Below are 17,191 nucleotides of genomic sequence, written 5' to 3'. Positions count from 1 at the left end.
AAACAAACACAAAATGTGTGCGAATGAAAAATATGGATTAGAGGGTGTCAAGTAGGAGAAAATTAAGAGAATTTTAGTGAAAATGAAAAACGATGAAAACAAATTATTATTTACAAAGAAAAAGCCTTGATTTGTAGATTTAGATATATTATACTTACAAAGGTGTGTTTACTAAATGTAAATGGCACAGACGTAGTCAAGTTGATTTCGTCGGCTGAGAAGCGAGAGGTTGCGACACGCCCGGACGCTTTGCCACGAACGAGCGTGACGGAAATTTTCGTGGAGCTATGTCTACTTTTTAAAATAGGCGAAGGAGGGAACAAGATGGCAAAACAAAAAATTCGTATTCGTTTAAAAGCGTATGAACATCGTATTTTAGATCAAGCAGCGGATAAAATCGTAGAAACTGCAAAAAGAACTGGAGCTAGCGTATCAGGTCCGATTCCATTACCAACTGAACGCAATCTTTATACAGTTATTCGTGCGACTCATAAATACAAAGATTCACGCGAACAATTTGAAATGCGTACACACAAACGTCTAATTGACATTGTGAACCCAACACCAAAGACTGTTGATGCTTTGATGAAGCTAGACTTACCATCTGGTGTAAACATCGAAATCAAATTATAAAATTAAATTAAAATTAATGGAGGTGTACTCATGACCAAAGGAATCTTAGGGAAAAAAGTGGGAATGACACAAATCTTCACTGAATCTGGTGAATTAATTCCAGTAACTGTTGTAGAAGCTACGCCAAACGTAGTATTACAAGTAAAAACAATGGAAACGGACGGCTACGAAGCCATTCAAGTTGGTTACCAAGATATGCGTGAAGTTTTATCAAACAAACCTGCGAAAGGTCATGTTGCAAAAGCAAACACGGCTCCTAAGCGCTTCATTCGTGAATTCAAAAATGTTGAGCTAGGAGAATATGAAGTAGGAAAAGAAATTACAGTAGATGTTTTCCAAGCAGGAGACATTGTTGATGTAACAGGTACTACGAAAGGTAAAGGATTCCAAGGGGTTATCAAACGCCATGGACAAAGCCGCGGACCAATGGCTCACGGTTCTCGCTACCATCGTCGTCCGGGGTCAATGGGTCCAGTTGCACCTAACCGTGTATTTAAAAATAAACGTCTTGCTGGTCGCATGGGCGGCAACCGCGTAACAATCCAAAACTTGGAAATTGTACGTGTTGATGCAGAAAGAAATGTTATCTTAATTAAAGGGAATGTTCCTGGAGCGAAAAAATCATTAATTACTATTAAATCAGCTGTGAAAGCGAAATAATTGTAGGAAGAAAGGAGGAACTAAGGAATGCCGAATGTAGCATTATTCAAACAAGATGGAAGCCAAAACGGTGAAATCACACTTAACGAAGAAATCTTCGGAATTGAACCAAATGAAAGTGTTGTTTACGATGCAATCGTTATGCAACGTGCGTCATTAAGACAAGGAACACATGCGGTCAAAAATCGTAGTGCTGTTCGAGGCGGTGGACGAAAACCATGGCGTCAAAAAGGAACTGGTCGTGCTCGTCAAGGATCAATCCGCTCACCACAATGGCGTGGAGGTGGCGTAGTTTTTGGACCAACACCACGTTCTTATAGCTACAAACTTCCTAAAAAAGTTCGTCGTTTAGCAATGAAATCTGTATTGTCAGAAAAAGTTGCTGAAAATAATTTGGTTGCAATTGAAGGATTAAGCTTTGATGCACCAAAAACAAAAGAATTTAAACAAGTTCTTGCTAACTTATCTATTGACTCTAAAGTATTGGTTGTTTTGGAAACTGGTAACGACTTTGCTGCTTTATCTGCACGTAACTTACCAAACGTTACAGTAGTGACTTCTGATAATGTGAGTGTTCTAGATGTTGTTTCAAATACAAAAGTGTTAGCAACACAAACTGCTCTTACTCAAATTGAGGAGGTGCTTGCATAATGAACTTATTAGACGTAATCAAACGCCCAGTAATCACTGAAAAATCAATGCTTGCCATGGACGACAAGAAATATACTTTTGAAGTGGATACTCGTGCGAACAAAACTTTAGTCAAACAAGCAGTTGAAGCTGCTTTTGACGTAAAAGTAAAAAACGTAAACATTGTGAACGTACGTGCGAAATTCAAACGTATGGGAAAATATGCAGGATATACAAAAAAACGTCGCAAAGCGATCGTTACATTAACAGAAGATTCAAAAGAAATTCAATTATTCGAAGCTGCTGAATAAGCACTTATTTAGATAATTCATTAAATTAGGAGGGAAAAACGTGGCGATTAAAAAGTACAAACCTACCTCAAATGGTCGTCGTAACATGACGGGTTCTGATTTTGCTGAAATCACAACATCAACGCCTGAAAAATCATTGTTGCAACCATTGAAAAATCATGCTGGACGTAACAATAACGGTCGCATCACAGTACGTCATCAAGGCGGCGGACACAAACGCCAATATCGCGTGATTGACTTTAAACGTAACAAAGATAACGTTGTTGCAACTGTTCAAACGATCGAGTATGATCCAAACCGTTCAGCTAATATCGCATTAGTACACTATGAAGATGGAGTAAAAGCTTACATCTTAGCACCAAAAGGACTACAAGTTGGTATGAAACTTGTTTCAGGACCAGATGCGGATATCAAAATCGGAAATGCACTTCCTTTAGAAAATATTCCAGTTGGTACTGTTATTCATAACATTGAAATGAAACCTGGTAAAGGCGGACAGTTAATCCGTTCTGCTGGTACAAGTGCTCAAGTACTTGGTAAAGAAGGGAAATACGTATTAATTCGTTTAAACTCTGGTGAAGTTCGTATGATTTTAGCTTCTTGCCGTGCAACCGTGGGAGCAGTCGGTAACGAACAACATGAATTGATCAACATCGGTAAAGCTGGCCGCTCACGTTGGATGCGTAAACGCCCAACTGTACGTGGTAGTGTAATGAACCCTAATGATCACCCACACGGTGGTGGCGAAGGTAAAGCACCTATCGGACGTAAAGCACCAGTTTCTCCTTGGGGACAACCAGCTCTTGGTTACAAAACTCGTAACAAGAAAGCTCAATCAGACAAACTTATCGTTCGTCGTCGTAAAACTAAATAATTACTTTGACCATGTGTCGCACATTTTGAGAGGAGGTTCACCATGGGTCGTAGTTTAAAGAAAGGACCTTTCGTTGATGAGCATTTAATGAAAAAAGTTGAAGCTCAAGCAGGGGTTGAAAAGAAAAAAGTTATTAAAACTTGGTCTCGTCGTTCAACCATTTTCCCAAGTTTTGTTGGATATACCATTGCAGTTTATGATGGACGTAAACATGTACCAGTTTATATCCAAGAAGATATGGTAGGACATAAACTAGGTGAATTTGCACCAACAAGAACTTATCGTGGCCATGCCGCAGATGATAAGAAAACAAAACGCTAATTTGAGGGGAGGATAAAACCAAATGGCAGAACAAATCACATCAGCGAAAGCAACTGCAAAAACAGTTCGCACTTCACCTCGAAAAGCCCGTTTAGTAATTGACCTTATCAGAGGTAAAAGTGTTGCGGATGCAATTTCGATCTTGAAATTCACACCAAATAAAGCTGCTGGAATCATTGAAAAAGTATTGATGTCAGCAGTTGCAAATGCAGAAAATAACTTTGACTTAGATGTTGAAAACTTGGTAGTTTCTGAAGCATTTGTTAACGAAGGACCAACAATGAAACGTTTCCGTCCACGTGCAAAAGGATCAGCTTCTCCAATCAACAAACGTACAAGTCATATCACGGTAGTCGTATCAGAAAAATAAGGAGGGATAATCAGTGGGTCAAAAAGTACATCCAATTGGAATGCGTGTAGGCATCATCCGTGATTGGGATGCAAAATGGTATGCTGAAAAAGAGTATGCCGAGTTCTTACACGAAGATTTAAGAATCCGTAAATTTATTTCAACTAAACTTGCTGATGCTGCTGTATCAACTATTGAAATCGAACGTGCTACAGGCCGCGTTAATATTTCAATTCACACAGCAAAACCAGGTATGGTTATTGGTAAAGGCGGATCTGAAGTCGAAAGCCTAAGAAAAGAATTAAACAAATTAACTGGAAAAAGAATCCATATTAACATCGTGGAAATCAAAAAACCAGATTTAGATGCAAAATTAGTAGGTGAAGGAATCGCACGTCAATTAGAAAACCGTGTTGCTTTCCGTCGCGCTCAAAAACAAGCGATTCAACGTTCAATGCGTGCTGGCGCTAAAGGAATCAAAACTCAAGTATCTGGTCGTTTAAACGGTGCAGATATTGCTCGTTCAGAAGGATACTCAGAAGGAACTGTTCCTCTTCATACATTACGTGCAGATATTGATTACGCATGGGAAGAAGCAGATACAACATACGGAAAACTAGGAGTTAAAGTGTGGATCTATCGTGGAGAAATTCTTCCAACTAAAAAAAACACTGAGAAAGGAGGGAAATAATCATGTTAGTACCTAAACGCGTAAAACACCGTCGTGAATTCCGTGGGAAAATGCGTGGGGAAGCTAAAGGCGGTAAGGAAGTAGCATTCGGTGAATACGGTTTGCAAGCTGTTGATTCTCACTGGATCACAAACCGTCAAATCGAAGCGGCTCGTATCGCAATGACTCGTTACATGAAACGTGGTGGGAAAGTATGGATTAAAATTTTCCCTCACAAATCTTATACTGCCAAAGCAATTGGGGTACGTATGGGTTCTGGTAAAGGGGCACCTGAAGGATGGGTTGCACCAGTAAAGCGTGGTAAAATCATGTTTGAAATTGCAGGCGTTTCTGAAGAAGTGGCTCGTGAAGCGTTGCGTCTTGCTTCTCACAAATTACCAATGAAAACAAAGATCGTAAAACGCGAGGAAATGGGTGGTGAATCGAATGAAGGTTAAAGAAATCAGAGAATTAACCACTGCCGAAATGCTTGATCAAGAAAAACAATTAAAAGAAGAATTGTTTAATCTTAGGTTCCAATTAGCAACAGGTCAATTAGAAAACACTGCACGTATTAAAGAAGTACGTAAATCGATTGCACGCATCAAAACTGTATTGCGTGAACAAGCTAAGTAATGATGGAAGGAGGCCATTAAGCGTATGACTGAAGAAAGAAATCAACGCAAAGTTTATCAAGGTCGTGTGGTTTCAGATAAAATGGACAAAACAATTACTGTTTCTGTTGAAACAAAGAAAAATCACCCTATCTATGGCAAACGTATGAACTATTCTAAGAAATACAAAGTGCATGATGAAAACAACACAGCTAAAGTTGGCGACATCGTGAAAATTATGGAAACTCGTCCATTATCAGCTACAAAACGTTTCCGTTTGTTGGAAGTAGTCGAAGAAGCAGTTATTATCTAATAACACGAGATTTTCCTATATAGATTGAATGCAAAATCTGAAAGGAGGATACACAACGTGATCCAAGCAGAAAGTCGTTTAAAAGTCGCCGATAATTCAGGCGCGCGTGAAATTTTGACGATCAAAGTCCTTGGTGGATCTGGTCGTAAAACTGCTAATATCGGTGATGTAATTGTTGCTACGGTTAAACAAGCAACGCCAGGCGGGGTTGTCAAAAAAGGTGACGTCGTGAAGGCCGTTATCGTTCGAACAAAATCAGGAGCTCGTCGTACAGACGGTTCATATATTAAATTTGATGAAAATGCTGCGGTGATTATTCGTGATGATAAAAGCCCTCGTGGAACGCGTATCTTTGGGCCAGTTGCACGTGAATTACGTGAAAACAACTTCATGAAGATCGTTTCACTAGCACCAGAAGTTTTATAATCTTGAGACACTTATCAAAGGAGGTGCGAAACAGTTATGTTTGTTAAAAAAGGCGATAAAGTTAAAGTTATCTGTGGAAAAGACAAAAATAAAGAAGGCGTTGTATTAGCAGCGTTTCCTAAAAAAGATAAAATTATTGTCGAAGGTGTGAATGTCGTTAAAAAACACCAAAAACCTTCTCAAGCTGCTCCTCAAGGTGGAATTGTTGAGATGGAAGCGCCAATTCATGTTTCTAATGTAATGGTGATTGACTCTACTGGCGTAGCTAGCCGTGTTGGCTATAAAGAAGTAGACGGCAAAAAAGTCCGTGTTTCTAAAAAAACCGGTGAAGTTTTAGATAAATAATAAGTTTAAGGAAGGAGGGTCTTACTGAATGAACCGCCTAAAAGAAAAATATCTTAAAGAAGTGACTCCATCATTGATGGAAAAATTTAACTACAGCTCTGTGATGCAAACGCCTAAAGTTGAAAAAATTGTCATCAACATGGGTGTTGGTGATGCGGTATCAAACGCGAAAAACTTAGATAAAGCAGTTGAAGAATTAACTTTAATTACTGGTCAAAAACCAATGATTACAAAAGCTAAAAAATCAATCGCTGGATTCCGTTTACGTGAAGGAATGCCAATTGGTGCAAAAGTTACTTTGCGCGGAGAAAGAATGTATGAGTTCTTAGATAAATTGGTTTCAGTTTCTCTTCCACGTGTACGTGACTTCCATGGTGTAAGTAAAAAAGCCTTTGACGGTCGCGGAAACTATACTTTAGGTATTAAAGAACAATTAATCTTCCCAGAAGTAGATTATGATTTAGTAGATAAAGTACGTGGTATGGACATCGTTATTGTAACGACAGCAAACACAGATGAAGAATCTCGCGAGTTGTTGACACAATTAGGCATGCCATTCCAAAAATAATTAAAGGAGGCGAACTACGTGGCTAAAAAATCAATGATTGCTAAAAATAAACGTCCTGCAAAATATTCAACACAAGCATATACTCGTTGCGAACGTTGTGGACGTCCACATTCAGTTTATCGTAAGTTCCATCTTTGCCGTATTTGCTTCCGCGAACTTGCCTATAAAGGTCAAATTCCCGGCGTGAAGAAAGCTAGCTGGTAAAAAAGTAAATCCGCATAAGAAGGAGGTAAAAGATCAATGGTCATGACAGATCCAATTGCAGATTTTCTAACTCGTATCCGTAACGCAAATATGGTTAAACATGAGTCTTTAGAAGTTCCTGCATCAAAAATGAAACGTGACATCGCTGAAATCTTAAAACGTGAAGGTTTCGTTCGTGATGTTGAATACATCGAAGATGACAAACAAGGCGTGATTCGTGTTTTTCTAAAATTTGGTAAAAACGGCGAACGCGTTATTACTAACTTAAAACGTATCTCTAAACCAGGTTTGCGTGCTTATGTCAAAGCTGATGAAGTACCGAAAGTATTGAATGGTTTAGGTATTGCGATTATTTCAACTTCTGAAGGTGTTCTCACTGATAAAGAAGCTCGTGAAAAAAACATTGGCGGCGAAGTTATCGCTTACGTATGGTAATCAACTAGAATCTACAAGGAGGTGTCTTTAAGTGAGCCGTATTGGAAATAAAGTTGTTGTGATTCCTGAAGGAGTAACGGTTACTCAAGAAGGGAGCAATATTACAGTTAAAGGACCAAAAGGGGAATTAACACGTGCTTTTTCTTCTGATATTAAAATGAATATCGAAGGAAACGAAGTGACATTCACTCGTCCTAATGACAGTAAAGAAATGAAAACAATTCATGGAACTACTCGTGCAAACTTCAACAACATGGTTGTAGGTGTTAGCGAAGGATTCCAAAAAGCATTAGAATTGATTGGGGTTGGATACCGTGCGCAATTACAAGGATCAAAACTTGTATTGAACGTTGGTTATTCCCATCCAGTTGAAATCACACCACCAGCTGGTATAACTGTTGAAGTACCGACAAATACGCAAGTAATTGTTAAAGGTGCAAACAAAGAAGAAGTTGGTGAATTAGCTGCGAATATTCGTGGAACTCGTCCACCAGAACCTTATAAAGGTAAAGGAATTCGCTATGTTGGTGAATTTGTACGCCGTAAAGAAGGTAAAACTGGTAAATAATCGTTTAGAAAAATTTCATAGAAGCCAGCAGCAGGAAAAAAGGATTTTGCAGAAGAGTTTCTTCATTCAAAGGAAATTTGACTTGTATCGCAGCTTCTATTTTTCGAAACTTTTCTGTTATTGCTTAAAAGCAGTATAATAAAAATAAAGAGGTGACAATTGTGATTACAAAACCAGATAAGAACAAAACACGTCAGAAAAGACATCGTCGTGTACGTAACGCTATCTCTGGTGCTGCTGAGCGCCCACGCTTGAACGTTTTTCGTTCTAATAAAAACATCTACGCTCAAATTATTGATGACGTAGCGGGTGTAACGCTAGCAAGTGCCTCTACCTTGGATAAAGAAATTTCAGGTGGAACAAAAACGGAAGCAGCACAAGCTGTCGGTAAATTAATTGCTGAACGAGCAATTGAAAAAGATATTAAAGTAGTAGTCTTTGACCGTGGTGGGTACCTTTACCATGGCCGTGTGCAAGCTTTAGCTGAAGCTGCTCGTGAAAATGGACTAGAATTTTAGGAAAAGGAGGAATACCATTCATGGTTTATATTGATCCAAAACATTTGGAATTAGAAGACCGCGTTGTTGCGATTAACCGTGTAACAAAAGTTGTTAAAGGTGGACGTCGTCTACGTTTTGCTGCTTTAGTGGTTGTCGGTGACAAAAATGGACATGTAGGATTCGGTACTGGTAAAGCGCAAGAAGTGCCTGAAGCAATCCGTAAAGCAATTGAAGACGCGAAGAAAAACTTAATTGAAGTACCTATGGTTGGTTCAACGATCCCACACGAAGTGATTGGTGCTTTTAGTGGTGGTAGAATCCTAATGAAACCTGCTGTTGAAGGTTCTGGGGTTGCTGCAGGTGGACCAGTTCGTGCCGTGTTAGAATTAGCAGGAGTGGCTGATATTACTTCTAAATCTTTAGGCTCAAACACACCAATCAACGTTGTTCGTGCAACAGTTGAAGGATTAAAACAATTAAAACGTGCAGAAGAAGTTGCTCAACTTCGCGGAAAATCAGTAGAAGAATTAATCGGATAAGGAGGACAAAAGTAATGACTGAATTAAAAGTTACTTTGAAACGCAGTATTATCGGACGTCCTCAAAACCAACGTGATACAGTAAAAGCGTTAGGTTTAAAAAAAGTGAACAGTTCAGTGGTTAAGCCTGCTAATGAAGCAATTAAAGGAATGATCAATACTGTTTCTCATCTAGTGGACGTTGAAGAAATTTAATCAAATAAACGAATGGAAACTCAGAACTAGAATATTAAGGAGGTGCCAAACCTATGAAACTTCATGAATTAAAACCTGCTGAAGGCTCACGTCACGTACGTAATCGTGTTGGACGTGGTACTTCTTCTGGTAACGGAAAAACTGCTGGACGCGGACAAAAGGGACAAAAAGCTCGCTCAGGCGGTGGTGTACGTTTAGGATTCGAAGGAGGTCAAACTCCATTGTTCCGTCGTTTACCAAAACGAGGATTTACTAATGTAAATCGCAAAGAATATGCAGTCATCAACCTAGATGTTTTAAATCGCTTTGAAGATGGTGCTGAAGTAACTCCTGTTGCTTTAGTTGAAGCTGGAATTGTAAAAAATGAAAAGGCTGGAATCAAAGTATTAGCTAACGGTGAATTGACTAAGAAATTAACTGTGAAAGCCGCAAAATTCTCGAAAGCAGCTGAAGAAGCAATTGTAGCTGCTGGTGGATCAGTTGAGGTGATCTAATGTTTAAACTATTAAAAGACGCTTTTAAAGTAAAGGACATTAGATCAAAAATCTTATTTACGATATTTGTTTTATTTGTATTTCGTCTCGGCGCACATATTACGGTGCCGGGTGTAAATGCTAGTTCCTTACAAAATCTTTCTTCTTTGCCGTTTTTCAACATGTTGAATTTGGTAAGTGGTAGTGCGATGCAAAACTTTTCTGTCTTTTCAATGGGGGTTTCGCCTTACATTACAGCTTCTATTGTTATTCAATTGTTACAAATGGATATTGTTCCACGTTTTGTTGAATGGTCAAAACAAGGAGAAGTTGGTCGTAAAAAATTAAATCAAGCAACGAGATATCTAACTCTAGTATTGGCATTTATTCAATCTGTGGGTATTACAGCTGGATTTAACCAATATGCTCAGTTAGGTTTTGTAAAAAATCCTAACGTTTCAACTTATGTTACTATCGGTTTAATTTTGACTGCTGGTACAATGTTTGTTACGTGGTTAGGAGAGCAAATTACAGAAAAAGGAATCGGTAACGGCGTGTCCATGATTATTTTTGCGGGGATCATTTCTAGACTTCCGGAAAGCGTCAAAGAAATTTATGAAGATTATTTTGTAAATATTGATCCTTCCAATATCTGGAAATCTGCAATTTTCATTGCTATCTTGATCGTTGCAATTTTAGTAATTGTTACGTGTGTTACATTTTTCCAACAAGCAGAACGTAAAATACCAATTCAATACACGAAGCGTGTAGTAGGTGCGCCAACAAGCAGTTATTTGCCGTTGAAAGTAAATGCAGCGGGGGTTATTCCTGTTATCTTTGCAAGTTCGTTTATTGCAACACCTAATGCTGTTTTACAGGCATTGAGCGGAAAATTTGGAGCTGAAAACTGGTATAAAATAATGATGCAGATTTTTAATTATAATACGGTGCCTGGTGCAACGATTTATACCGTACTGATCGTAGCATTTACATTCTTCTATGCGTTTGTTCAAGTAAACCCTGAGAAGTTAGCGGAAAATTTGCAAAAGCAAGGAAGCTATATACCAAGTGTACGTCCTGGTAAAGGAACGGAAGAGTATGTTTCAAGTTTATTGATGCGTTTAAGTACAGTTGGTGCGATTTTCCTAGGTTTAGTAGCTTTGTTACCGATCATTGCACAAATGGTTTGGAGCTTGCCTCAATCAATAGGATTGGGTGGTACTAGCTTGTTAATCATTATCGGCGTTGCATTAGAAACTGCTAAACAGTTAGAAGGCTTAATGTTAAAACGTAAGTACGTTGGATTTATTGAGTAAGAAAGCGTGTTGAGGTTTTTCCTCAACACCTGTTTTCACATTTATTGGGAGGGAAAACAATGAACCTCATTTTAATGGGGCTGCCAGGCGCAGGGAAAGGAACACAAGCAGAAAAGATCATTGATGCTTATCATGTTCCTCATATCTCAACAGGAGACATGTTTCGTTCCGCAATGCAAAATGAAACAACTCTTGGTTTGGAAGCAAAGTCTTATATTGATAAAGGTGAGTTGGTTCCTGATGAAGTAACAAATGGAATCGTGAAAGAGCGTTTAGCTGAACCGGATACAAAGAAAGGTTTCTTATTAGATGGCTTTCCACGTACACTTGAGCAAGCACAAGCGCTAGATGCAATGTTAAAAGAGTTAAACAAAAAAATTGATGCAGTCATCGATATTCATGTGAGCGAAAACGTGTTGGTTGAACGCTTAGCTGGTCGATTCATCTGCAGCAATTGTGGTGCAACGTATCATAAAATTTTTAACCCTACAAAAGTTAAAGATACATGCGATCGTTGTGGTGGGCATGAATTCTATCAAAGAGAAGATGATAAACCTGAGACGGTTAAAAATCGTCTGGCTATCAACATCAAAAAGAGTGAACCAATCTTAGCTTATTATAAAAAACAAGGTTTACTAAACACTATCGATGGGGATCGTGAAATCGATGCTGTATTTACTGATGTCAAAAAAATCATTGAAAAATAGCACGATTGCCCGTAGCCGACTTGCATTAAGCAGTTACTCTTGTCAAGTTCAATAAATTATGATAGAATATGTCAGTCCGACTTCTAGAGAAATCCTCTAGATAATCCATTTTGAGAATTTTGAGGTGGGAACTGCAGTTTCCGCCATTTTATCGTGTGAAAATGCGAAACAAGTACAAGGAGGTACTGTGCGTGGCAAAAGAAGATATGATTGAAGTCGAAGGTACAGTCGTCGAAACTTTGCCGAATGCAATGTTTAAAGTTGAACTAGAAAACGGACACCAAGTTCTTGCTACTGTTTCAGGTAAAATTCGTATGCACTATATTCGTATCTTACCTGGGGACAAAGTAACGGTTGAATTGTCTCCGTATGATTTAAACCGTGGCCGTATTACTTATCGCTTTAAATAATTGTACTCCGTAAAACTACAGGAGGTATTATCATGAAAGTAAGACCATCAGTAAAACCAATGTGTGAGCATTGTAAAGTAATTCGTCGTAAAGGACGCGTTATGGTGATTTGCCCAGCAAATCCAAAACATAAACAACGTCAAGGATAATTGGAGGTGCAATAAATATGGCTCGTATTGCAGGAGTAGATATTCCTCGTGATAAACGTGTAGTAGTTTCTCTTACTTATATTTATGGTATTGGTAATACTACTGCAAAACAAATCTTAGCAAATGCTGGTGTATCTGAAGATGTTCGTGTTCGTGAATTAACGAATGAACAAACAGATGCGATCCGCGCAGAAGTAGATAAGTTAAAAGTGGAAGGTGACCTTCGTCGTGAAGTGAACTTGAACATCAAACGTTTGATGGAAATTGGTTCATACCGTGGGATTCGTCACCGTCGTGGATTGCCTGTTCGTGGACAAAACACGAAAAACAATGCACGTACTCGTAAAGGTCCAGCTCGCGCTATCGCTGGAAAGAAAAAATAATTCTTAAGTGAAGGAGGTTAAAACTTCATGGCAGCAAAAAAAGTGAATCGTAAACGCCGTGTGAAAAAGAATATAGAAGCAGGGATTGCACATATCCATTCTACATTTAACAACACTATCATCATGATCACTGATACTCACGGGAACGCATTAGCGTGGTCATCAGCTGGTTCATTAGGCTTTAAAGGAAGCAAAAAATCAACTCCTTTTGCCGCTCAAATGGCAGCAGAAACAGCTACAAAAGCAGCAATGGAACACGGATTAAAGACTGTTGAAGTAACAGTTAAAGGACCCGGTTCTGGACGTGAAGCAGCAATTCGTTCATTACAAGCTACAGGTTTAGAAGTGACTGCAATTCGTGACGTGACCCCAGTTCCTCATAATGGTGCCCGCCCTCCAAAACGCCGTCGTGTTTAATGAGTGCCGCTCATTGTGAGTTCTATTAGTAACGTCATTGAACAAGACACTTTTCGTTTTGAAAGGGGTAAAGATAAGAATGATTGAATTCGAAAAACCAAGAATCGCAAAAATTGATGAAGAAAAAGATTATGGCAAGTTCATCGTTGAACCTCTTGAAAGAGGGTATGGGACTACTTTGGGAAATTCCCTACGTCGTATTTTATTATCTTCTTTGCCGGGTGCTGCCATCACTAATATTCAAATCGATGGTGTATTGCATGAATTCTCTACCATCAAAGGTGTAAGAGAAGACGTCACTCAAATCATCTTGAACATTAAGGGCTTAGCACTGAAAATGTATGGTCAAGAAGAAAAAACCCTTGAAATCGATATTACCGGACCTGCTACAGTAACTGCTGGCGATATTATCGTTGATAGTGAAGTAGAAATTCTTAACAAAGATATGTACATCTGTAGTGTCTCTGAAGGAGCTACGTTTCACGCGCGCTTAACTGTAAAACCAGGACGTGGATATGTTCAAGCAGATGAAAATAAAAAAGAAGATATGCCCATCGGTGTACTTCCAGTCGATTCAATCTACACGCCAGTTCGTCGTGTCAACTATCAAGTAGAAAACACTCGTGTTGGTCACCGTGAAGATTTTGATAAATTGACGATGGAAATTTGGACAGATGGTTCAATTGAACCGTTAGAAGCAATGAGTTTATCTGCAAAAATCATGACGGAACATTTAGATATCTTTGTTAATTTAACAGATGAAGCAAAAAATGCAGAAATCATGGTTGAAAAAGAAGAAACACAAAAAGAAAAAATGCTAGAAATGACGATTGAAGAATTAGATTTATCTGTTCGCTCTTACAATTGTTTGAAACGTGCAGGTATTAATACTGTACAAGAACTTACGAATAAATCTGAGCCAGAAATGATCAAAGTCCGTAATTTAGGACGCAAATCATTAGAAGAAGTGAAAGCAAAATTACACGACTTGGGTTTAGGTTTACGTAAAGAAGATTAAAACCTTTTACGAAGGAGGGAAACCAACGTGAGTTATCGTAAACTAGGACGCACATCTAGTCAACGTAAAGCGATGTTGCGTGATTTAACAACTGACTTATTAATTAACGAGCGTATTGTGACGACTGAAGCTCGTGCGAAAGAAGTTCGTTCAACTGCAGAAAAAATGATCACTTTAGGTAAACGTGGAGATTTACATGCACGTCGTCAAGCTGCGGCTTTCGTACGTAATGAAGTAGCTAGCGTGCGTGAAGAAAATGAGGATATCATCATTGAATCAGCTTTACAAAAACTATTTAATGATATTGCACCTCGTTATGCAAAACGTCAAGGTGGCTACACACGTATCTTAAAGACAGAACCAAGACGCGGTGATGGTGCACCAATGGTCGTCTTAGAACTTGTCTAAAATCACACTAATAACATCACTTTATAGATGATTCATTTAGAGTGTTATGATGTTGGAAGTTAACTCTTCCGAGTCTAGCTCAGCACTGCTCCTTAAATTGAAAAATTTGAGGAGCATGCACTCATCATAAAGTGTTTTTTTGTACTTTCAACTAACTGTCTTGACATGATGTTGAAGATGTAAAAAAACACTTTAATTAAAACGGAAACAATTGAAAAAACAGTTTTTTTTTGATAGTGTTAGTAGGAACTTTAGGATGAAGAAGGAGTAATTATGGAGCCAATAATTGAGTTAGGAAAGATTAATTATAAATATCAACCTGATGACCCTCGTCCAGCGCTAAAAGATGTTTCTTTCACCATTAATAAAGGGGAATGGATTGCAATCATCGGACATAATGGATCAGGGAAATCAACACTTGCAAAAACGATTAATGGGTTACTTCTACCTGAGTCGGGTATTGTAAAAGTGGGAAATCAACAATTGAATGAAGAAAATATTTGGTCAATTCGTCGAATGGTCGGCATGGTTTTTCAAAATCCCGATAATCAGTTTGTTGGGTCAACGGTGGAAGATGATGTAGCTTTTGGACTTGAAAATCAAGGAATTCCTCGTGAAGAGATGGTCGTTCGTGTAAAAGATGCACTTGAAAAAGTCCGTATGAGTGACTTTGCTAAAAGAGAACCTGCAAGATTGTCAGGTGGACAAAAACAACGTGTGGCTATTGCAGGAGTCGTAGCGTTGCGTCCAGATATTATCATTTTGGATGAAGCAACAAGTATGCTAGATCCAGAAGGGCGAGAAGAAGTTATTTCAACAATTAAAACCATTAAAGATGAAAGTAACTTAACGGTGATATCTATTACACATGATATTGATGAGGCAGCGAATGCAAATCGCATTTTAGTTATGAAACAAGGAGAGTTAGTCACTGAAGGAACACCGCAAGAAATTTTTTCTGCTGGATCAGAGTTAATTTTTTTAGGTCTAGATTTACCTTTTCCTGAAAAACTAAAGAATGAGTTGAAACGTCGGGGAATTAAAGTACCTAATGAATACATGACAGAAGAAGGGATGGTGCAGTGGATATGGACATCCGTTTTGAAAAAGTAGATTTCACCTATCAGCCAAATACACCATTCGAACAACGGGCGTTATTTGATATTGATTTACTGATCAAAGAAAACAGTTATACTGCTTTAGTTGGACACACCGGAAGTGGTAAGTCAACCTTGCTTCAACATTTGAACGCATTGATCAAACCTACCAATGGGATCGTACATATTGGCGATCGACAAATTAAGTCTGATACAAGTAATAAAAACTTGAAGCCTATTCGTAAAAAAGTAGGAATTGTTTTTCAATTTCCAGAAGCTCAATTGTTTGAGGAAACGGTAGCAAAAGACATTGCGTTTGGACCAAAGAATTTTGGTGTTAGTGAAGAAGAGGCACGCAATCTAGCAAAAGAAACGTTGACTCATGTAGGATTAGATGAATCTTATTTAGACCGTTCCCCTTTCGAGTTATCTGGAGGCCAGATGCGACGGGTAGCAATTGCGGGTGTACTTGCTATGAAACCTGAAGTATTAGTATTAGATGAACCAACAGCTGGACTTGATCCACAAGGTAGAAAAGAAATGATGGAGATGTTTTGGCGATTGCATAAAGAACAACACATGACGATCGTACTAGTTACTCATCTAATGGATGATGTGGCTAACTATGCGGATTATGTGTATGTACTAGAAAAAGGGCGAATTATTAAAAGCGGACAGCCACATGATGTCTTTCAAAACCTGAATTGGCTTAAAGAAAAGCAATTAGGTGTGCCTGCTGCAACGGAATTTGCCGAAAAATTAAACAAGCAAGCGTCTCTTTTTTCAGAGCTTCCGATTACTGCTAAAGAATTAGCGGAGAAGATTGTTATGCTAGTAGGAGGTCATGGCTATGATGAATAAGCTGATTTTTGGTCGTTATATGCCCGGACGTTCATTCATCCATCAACTGGACCCTAGAGCAAAATTATTAGCTAGTTTCTATTTTATTGGCATTATTTTTTTAGCGAATAATTGGCAGACATATGCTCTTTTGGCGGTTTTTACATTCTTTTCGGTTTTTCTTTCGAAAGTGGACATCAAGTTTTTTATTCGAGGGATTCGACCATTTCTTTGGCTAATTCTGTTTACTGTTACTTTACAAGTGTTGTTTACAAGTGGCGGCAGTGTTTATTGGAGCTGGGGAATTTTTAGTATCACGGAATTTGGTGTGATGAACGGCGTGTTCATCTTTTGTCGTTTCGTATTAATCATTTTTATGTCGACGTTGTTAACGCTAACTACGCCACCTTTGGAACTTTCTGATGCTATTGAATATTTATTACGACCTTTAAAAGTAGTGCGCTTTCCAGTTCATGAAATCTCATTGATGTTATCTATTGCCTTACGTTTTGTGCCAACTTTAATGGATGAAACTGAGAAAATTATGAATGCGCAACGTGCTCGTGGAGTAGATTTTGGTGAAGGAAATTTGGTGCAAAAGATGAAGACAGTCATTCCCTTACTGATTCCTTTATTTGTCAGCAGTTTCAATCGAGCAGAAGATTTAGCGACAGCAATGGAAGCGAGAGGTTACCAAGGCGGGGAAGGAAGGACAAAATACCGCATTTTATGTTGGCATAATTGTGATACCTTAACAGTCTGTGGGTTTGTTTTATTGACGATTATTTTGGTCTTTTTAAGAAGTTGATGAGTAGGTGA

General features: G+C 38.5%; 32 protein-coding genes. All 32 read left to right on the top strand.

Translation table 11 applies throughout. From position 1 onward, the window contains the following. Positions 1-324 precede the first annotated feature (324 nt). The 32 genes from rpsJ to RV14_RS01720 all read left to right on the top strand — a co-directional run bounded on the left by rpsJ (position 325) and on the right by RV14_RS01720 (position 17,180). Positions 325-633 (top strand): 30S ribosomal protein S10, encoded by a 309-nt coding sequence (gene rpsJ / locus RV14_RS11970; RefSeq protein WP_143139719.1) that lies wholly within the window; start codon positions 325-327, stop codon positions 631-633. Positions 634-663: 30 nt separating this feature from the next. Next, positions 664-1,293 carry a 50S ribosomal protein L3 gene (rplC, locus tag RV14_RS01870; RefSeq protein ID WP_084650232.1) on the top strand — a complete coding sequence of 210 codons (630 nt, stop codon included), beginning with the start codon at positions 664-666 and terminating at the stop codon, positions 1,291-1,293. A gap of 27 nt (positions 1,294-1,320) precedes the next feature. Beyond that, on the top strand, positions 1,321-1,944 hold the full coding sequence (gene rplD / locus RV14_RS01865) for a 50S ribosomal protein L4 (RefSeq protein WP_071854644.1): 624 nt from the start codon (positions 1,321-1,323) through the stop codon (positions 1,942-1,944). Then, entirely contained in the window at positions 1,944-2,234 is a 291-nt protein-coding gene (rplW, locus tag RV14_RS01860) for a 50S ribosomal protein L23 (RefSeq protein WP_002290449.1), read from the top strand. The genes rplD and rplW overlap by 1 nt, the downstream gene beginning before the upstream one ends. A 40-nt stretch (positions 2,235-2,274) precedes the next feature. Next, the gene (gene rplB, locus RV14_RS01855; protein ID WP_071854643.1) at positions 2,275-3,108 is read left to right on the top strand and encodes a 50S ribosomal protein L2; all 834 of its coding nucleotides are present in this window, start codon (positions 2,275-2,277) and stop codon (positions 3,106-3,108) included. 42 nt (positions 3,109-3,150) lie between these two features. Continuing rightward, entirely contained in the window at positions 3,151-3,429 is a 279-nt protein-coding gene (gene rpsS, locus RV14_RS01850; RefSeq protein ID WP_016623862.1) for a 30S ribosomal protein S19, read from the top strand. A 22-nt stretch (positions 3,430-3,451) separates the two neighbouring features. Beyond that, positions 3,452-3,799, top strand: coding sequence for a 50S ribosomal protein L22 (rplV, locus tag RV14_RS01845; protein ID WP_071854642.1), 348 nt, complete (start codon positions 3,452-3,454; stop codon positions 3,797-3,799). A gap of 13 nt (positions 3,800-3,812) precedes the next feature. Continuing rightward, entirely contained in the window at positions 3,813-4,469 is a 657-nt protein-coding gene (gene rpsC, locus RV14_RS01840; RefSeq protein WP_071854641.1) for a 30S ribosomal protein S3, read from the top strand. 2 nt (positions 4,470-4,471) lie between these two features. Then, positions 4,472-4,906 carry a 50S ribosomal protein L16 gene (gene rplP, locus RV14_RS01835; RefSeq protein WP_010720445.1) on the top strand — a complete coding sequence of 145 codons (435 nt, stop codon included), beginning with the start codon at positions 4,472-4,474 and terminating at the stop codon, positions 4,904-4,906. After that, positions 4,896-5,084: a 50S ribosomal protein L29 gene (gene rpmC, locus RV14_RS01830; RefSeq protein ID WP_002288664.1), complete on the top strand. Its 189-nt coding sequence runs from the start codon at positions 4,896-4,898 to the stop codon at positions 5,082-5,084. The genes rplP and rpmC overlap by 11 nt, the downstream gene beginning before the upstream one ends. Positions 5,085-5,108: 24 nt before the next feature. Further along, positions 5,109-5,375, top strand: a complete 267-nt coding sequence (rpsQ, locus tag RV14_RS01825) for a 30S ribosomal protein S17 (RefSeq protein WP_010720444.1) — start codon at positions 5,109-5,111, stop codon at positions 5,373-5,375. Between the two features lie 57 nt (positions 5,376-5,432). After that, positions 5,433-5,801: a 50S ribosomal protein L14 gene (gene rplN / locus RV14_RS01820; RefSeq protein ID WP_002288669.1), complete on the top strand. Its 369-nt coding sequence runs from the start codon at positions 5,433-5,435 to the stop codon at positions 5,799-5,801. A 36-nt stretch (positions 5,802-5,837) separates the two neighbouring features. Beyond that, complete coding sequence (rplX, locus tag RV14_RS01815; protein ID WP_071854640.1) at positions 5,838-6,146, top strand: 50S ribosomal protein L24; 309 nt, start codon at positions 5,838-5,840, stop codon at positions 6,144-6,146. A 28-nt stretch (positions 6,147-6,174) separates the two neighbouring features. Beyond that, a complete protein-coding gene (gene rplE, locus RV14_RS01810; protein WP_034689410.1) occupies positions 6,175-6,714 on the top strand; it encodes a 50S ribosomal protein L5 in 540 nt (179 codons plus the stop codon). Between the two features lie 18 nt (positions 6,715-6,732). Then, on the top strand, positions 6,733-6,918 hold the full coding sequence (locus RV14_RS01805) for a type Z 30S ribosomal protein S14 (protein ID WP_071854639.1): 186 nt from the start codon (positions 6,733-6,735) through the stop codon (positions 6,916-6,918). Between the two features lie 36 nt (positions 6,919-6,954). Further along, complete coding sequence (rpsH, locus tag RV14_RS01800) at positions 6,955-7,353, top strand: 30S ribosomal protein S8 (RefSeq protein WP_071854638.1); 399 nt, start codon at positions 6,955-6,957, stop codon at positions 7,351-7,353. 31 nt (positions 7,354-7,384) lie between these two features. Next, a complete protein-coding gene (rplF, locus tag RV14_RS01795; protein WP_071854637.1) occupies positions 7,385-7,921 on the top strand; it encodes a 50S ribosomal protein L6 in 537 nt (178 codons plus the stop codon). Between the two features lie 161 nt (positions 7,922-8,082). Further along, positions 8,083-8,439, top strand: coding sequence for a 50S ribosomal protein L18 (gene rplR, locus RV14_RS01790; protein WP_084650230.1), 357 nt, complete (start codon positions 8,083-8,085; stop codon positions 8,437-8,439). 20 nt (positions 8,440-8,459) lie between these two features. Next, positions 8,460-8,960, top strand: coding sequence for a 30S ribosomal protein S5 (gene rpsE / locus RV14_RS01785; RefSeq protein WP_071854635.1), 501 nt, complete (start codon positions 8,460-8,462; stop codon positions 8,958-8,960). 14 nt (positions 8,961-8,974) lie between these two features. Continuing rightward, positions 8,975-9,154, top strand: coding sequence for a 50S ribosomal protein L30 (rpmD, locus tag RV14_RS01780; RefSeq protein WP_071854634.1), 180 nt, complete (start codon positions 8,975-8,977; stop codon positions 9,152-9,154). Between the two features lie 53 nt (positions 9,155-9,207). After that, positions 9,208-9,648, top strand: coding sequence for a 50S ribosomal protein L15 (gene rplO / locus RV14_RS01775; RefSeq protein WP_071854633.1), 441 nt, complete (start codon positions 9,208-9,210; stop codon positions 9,646-9,648). Then, positions 9,648-10,943: a preprotein translocase subunit SecY gene (gene secY, locus RV14_RS01770; RefSeq protein ID WP_071854632.1), complete on the top strand. Its 1,296-nt coding sequence runs from the start codon at positions 9,648-9,650 to the stop codon at positions 10,941-10,943. The genes rplO and secY overlap by 1 nt, the downstream gene beginning before the upstream one ends. A 59-nt stretch (positions 10,944-11,002) precedes the next feature. Next, positions 11,003-11,650 (top strand): adenylate kinase, encoded by a 648-nt coding sequence (locus tag RV14_RS01765; RefSeq protein ID WP_071854631.1) that lies wholly within the window; start codon positions 11,003-11,005, stop codon positions 11,648-11,650. Positions 11,651-11,841: 191 nt separating this feature from the next. Next, a complete protein-coding gene (infA, locus tag RV14_RS01760; RefSeq protein WP_002288695.1) occupies positions 11,842-12,060 on the top strand; it encodes a translation initiation factor IF-1 in 219 nt (72 codons plus the stop codon). A 32-nt stretch (positions 12,061-12,092) separates the two neighbouring features. Then, positions 12,093-12,209 carry a 50S ribosomal protein L36 gene (gene rpmJ, locus RV14_RS01755; RefSeq protein ID WP_002288710.1) on the top strand — a complete coding sequence of 39 codons (117 nt, stop codon included), beginning with the start codon at positions 12,093-12,095 and terminating at the stop codon, positions 12,207-12,209. Positions 12,210-12,226: 17 nt separating this feature from the next. Beyond that, the gene (rpsM, locus tag RV14_RS01750; protein ID WP_010734451.1) at positions 12,227-12,592 is read left to right on the top strand and encodes a 30S ribosomal protein S13; all 366 of its coding nucleotides are present in this window, start codon (positions 12,227-12,229) and stop codon (positions 12,590-12,592) included. A gap of 27 nt (positions 12,593-12,619) precedes the next feature. Next, on the top strand, positions 12,620-13,009 hold the full coding sequence (rpsK, locus tag RV14_RS01745; protein ID WP_002288714.1) for a 30S ribosomal protein S11: 390 nt from the start codon (positions 12,620-12,622) through the stop codon (positions 13,007-13,009). Positions 13,010-13,088: 79 nt separating this feature from the next. Then, positions 13,089-14,027 (top strand): DNA-directed RNA polymerase subunit alpha, encoded by a 939-nt coding sequence (locus RV14_RS01740; RefSeq protein WP_005880735.1) that lies wholly within the window; start codon positions 13,089-13,091, stop codon positions 14,025-14,027. 27 nt (positions 14,028-14,054) lie between these two features. Next, entirely contained in the window at positions 14,055-14,435 is a 381-nt protein-coding gene (gene rplQ, locus RV14_RS01735; RefSeq protein WP_071854630.1) for a 50S ribosomal protein L17, read from the top strand. Positions 14,436-14,708: 273 nt separating this feature from the next. Further along, positions 14,709-15,548, top strand: coding sequence for an energy-coupling factor ABC transporter ATP-binding protein (locus tag RV14_RS01730; RefSeq protein WP_071854629.1), 840 nt, complete (start codon positions 14,709-14,711; stop codon positions 15,546-15,548). Further along, positions 15,524-16,393 carry an energy-coupling factor ABC transporter ATP-binding protein gene (locus RV14_RS01725; RefSeq protein ID WP_071854741.1) on the top strand — a complete coding sequence of 290 codons (870 nt, stop codon included), beginning with the start codon at positions 15,524-15,526 and terminating at the stop codon, positions 16,391-16,393. Before RV14_RS01730 ends, RV14_RS01725 begins: the two co-directional genes overlap by 25 nt. Continuing rightward, positions 16,383-17,180: an energy-coupling factor transporter transmembrane component T family protein gene (locus RV14_RS01720; RefSeq protein WP_071854628.1), complete on the top strand. Its 798-nt coding sequence runs from the start codon at positions 16,383-16,385 to the stop codon at positions 17,178-17,180. Before RV14_RS01725 ends, RV14_RS01720 begins: the two co-directional genes overlap by 11 nt. The last annotated feature ends 11 nt before the right edge of the window (positions 17,181-17,191 follow it).

This window comes from Enterococcus ratti, from assembly GCF_001886195.1.
GTDB lineage: Bacteria > Bacillota > Bacilli > Lactobacillales > Enterococcaceae > Enterococcus_B > Enterococcus_B ratti.
The sequence above is the reverse complement of the archived record's forward strand: the minus strand, read 5'-3'. Positions and strand labels throughout refer to the sequence as shown.

Coding starts and splice junctions, on each gene's coding strand:
- rpsK (WP_002288714.1), top strand. CDS start 12,620: ATGGCAGCAAAAAAAGTGAATCGTAAACGCCGTGTGAAAAAGAATATA.
- RV14_RS01765 (WP_071854631.1), top strand. CDS start 11,003: ATGAACCTCATTTTAATGGGGCTGCCAGGCGCAGGGAAAGGAACACAA.
- rpmJ (WP_002288710.1), top strand. CDS start 12,093: ATGAAAGTAAGACCATCAGTAAAACCAATGTGTGAGCATTGTAAAGTA.
- rplP (WP_010720445.1), top strand. CDS start 4,472: ATGTTAGTACCTAAACGCGTAAAACACCGTCGTGAATTCCGTGGGAAA.
- rpsM (WP_010734451.1), top strand. CDS start 12,227: ATGGCTCGTATTGCAGGAGTAGATATTCCTCGTGATAAACGTGTAGTA.
- RV14_RS01720 (WP_071854628.1), top strand. CDS start 16,383: ATGATGAATAAGCTGATTTTTGGTCGTTATATGCCCGGACGTTCATTC.
- rpsQ (WP_010720444.1), top strand. CDS start 5,109: ATGACTGAAGAAAGAAATCAACGCAAAGTTTATCAAGGTCGTGTGGTT.
- RV14_RS01725 (WP_071854741.1), top strand. CDS start 15,524: ATGGACATCCGTTTTGAAAAAGTAGATTTCACCTATCAGCCAAATACA.
- rpmD (WP_071854634.1), top strand. CDS start 8,975: ATGACTGAATTAAAAGTTACTTTGAAACGCAGTATTATCGGACGTCCT.
- rpsS (WP_016623862.1), top strand. CDS start 3,151: ATGGGTCGTAGTTTAAAGAAAGGACCTTTCGTTGATGAGCATTTAATG.
- rpsJ (WP_143139719.1), top strand. CDS start 325: ATGGCAAAACAAAAAATTCGTATTCGTTTAAAAGCGTATGAACATCGT.
- RV14_RS01740 (WP_005880735.1), top strand. CDS start 13,089: ATGATTGAATTCGAAAAACCAAGAATCGCAAAAATTGATGAAGAAAAA.
- rplO (WP_071854633.1), top strand. CDS start 9,208: ATGAAACTTCATGAATTAAAACCTGCTGAAGGCTCACGTCACGTACGT.
- rplX (WP_071854640.1), top strand. CDS start 5,838: ATGTTTGTTAAAAAAGGCGATAAAGTTAAAGTTATCTGTGGAAAAGAC.
- rpmC (WP_002288664.1), top strand. CDS start 4,896: ATGAAGGTTAAAGAAATCAGAGAATTAACCACTGCCGAAATGCTTGAT.
- rplC (WP_084650232.1), top strand. CDS start 664: ATGACCAAAGGAATCTTAGGGAAAAAAGTGGGAATGACACAAATCTTC.
- rplD (WP_071854644.1), top strand. CDS start 1,321: ATGCCGAATGTAGCATTATTCAAACAAGATGGAAGCCAAAACGGTGAA.
- rpsH (WP_071854638.1), top strand. CDS start 6,955: ATGGTCATGACAGATCCAATTGCAGATTTTCTAACTCGTATCCGTAAC.
- rpsE (WP_071854635.1), top strand. CDS start 8,460: ATGGTTTATATTGATCCAAAACATTTGGAATTAGAAGACCGCGTTGTT.
- secY (WP_071854632.1), top strand. CDS start 9,648: ATGTTTAAACTATTAAAAGACGCTTTTAAAGTAAAGGACATTAGATCA.
- rplV (WP_071854642.1), top strand. CDS start 3,452: ATGGCAGAACAAATCACATCAGCGAAAGCAACTGCAAAAACAGTTCGC.
- rplE (WP_034689410.1), top strand. CDS start 6,175: ATGAACCGCCTAAAAGAAAAATATCTTAAAGAAGTGACTCCATCATTG.
- rplW (WP_002290449.1), top strand. CDS start 1,944: ATGAACTTATTAGACGTAATCAAACGCCCAGTAATCACTGAAAAATCA.
- RV14_RS01730 (WP_071854629.1), top strand. CDS start 14,709: ATGGAGCCAATAATTGAGTTAGGAAAGATTAATTATAAATATCAACCT.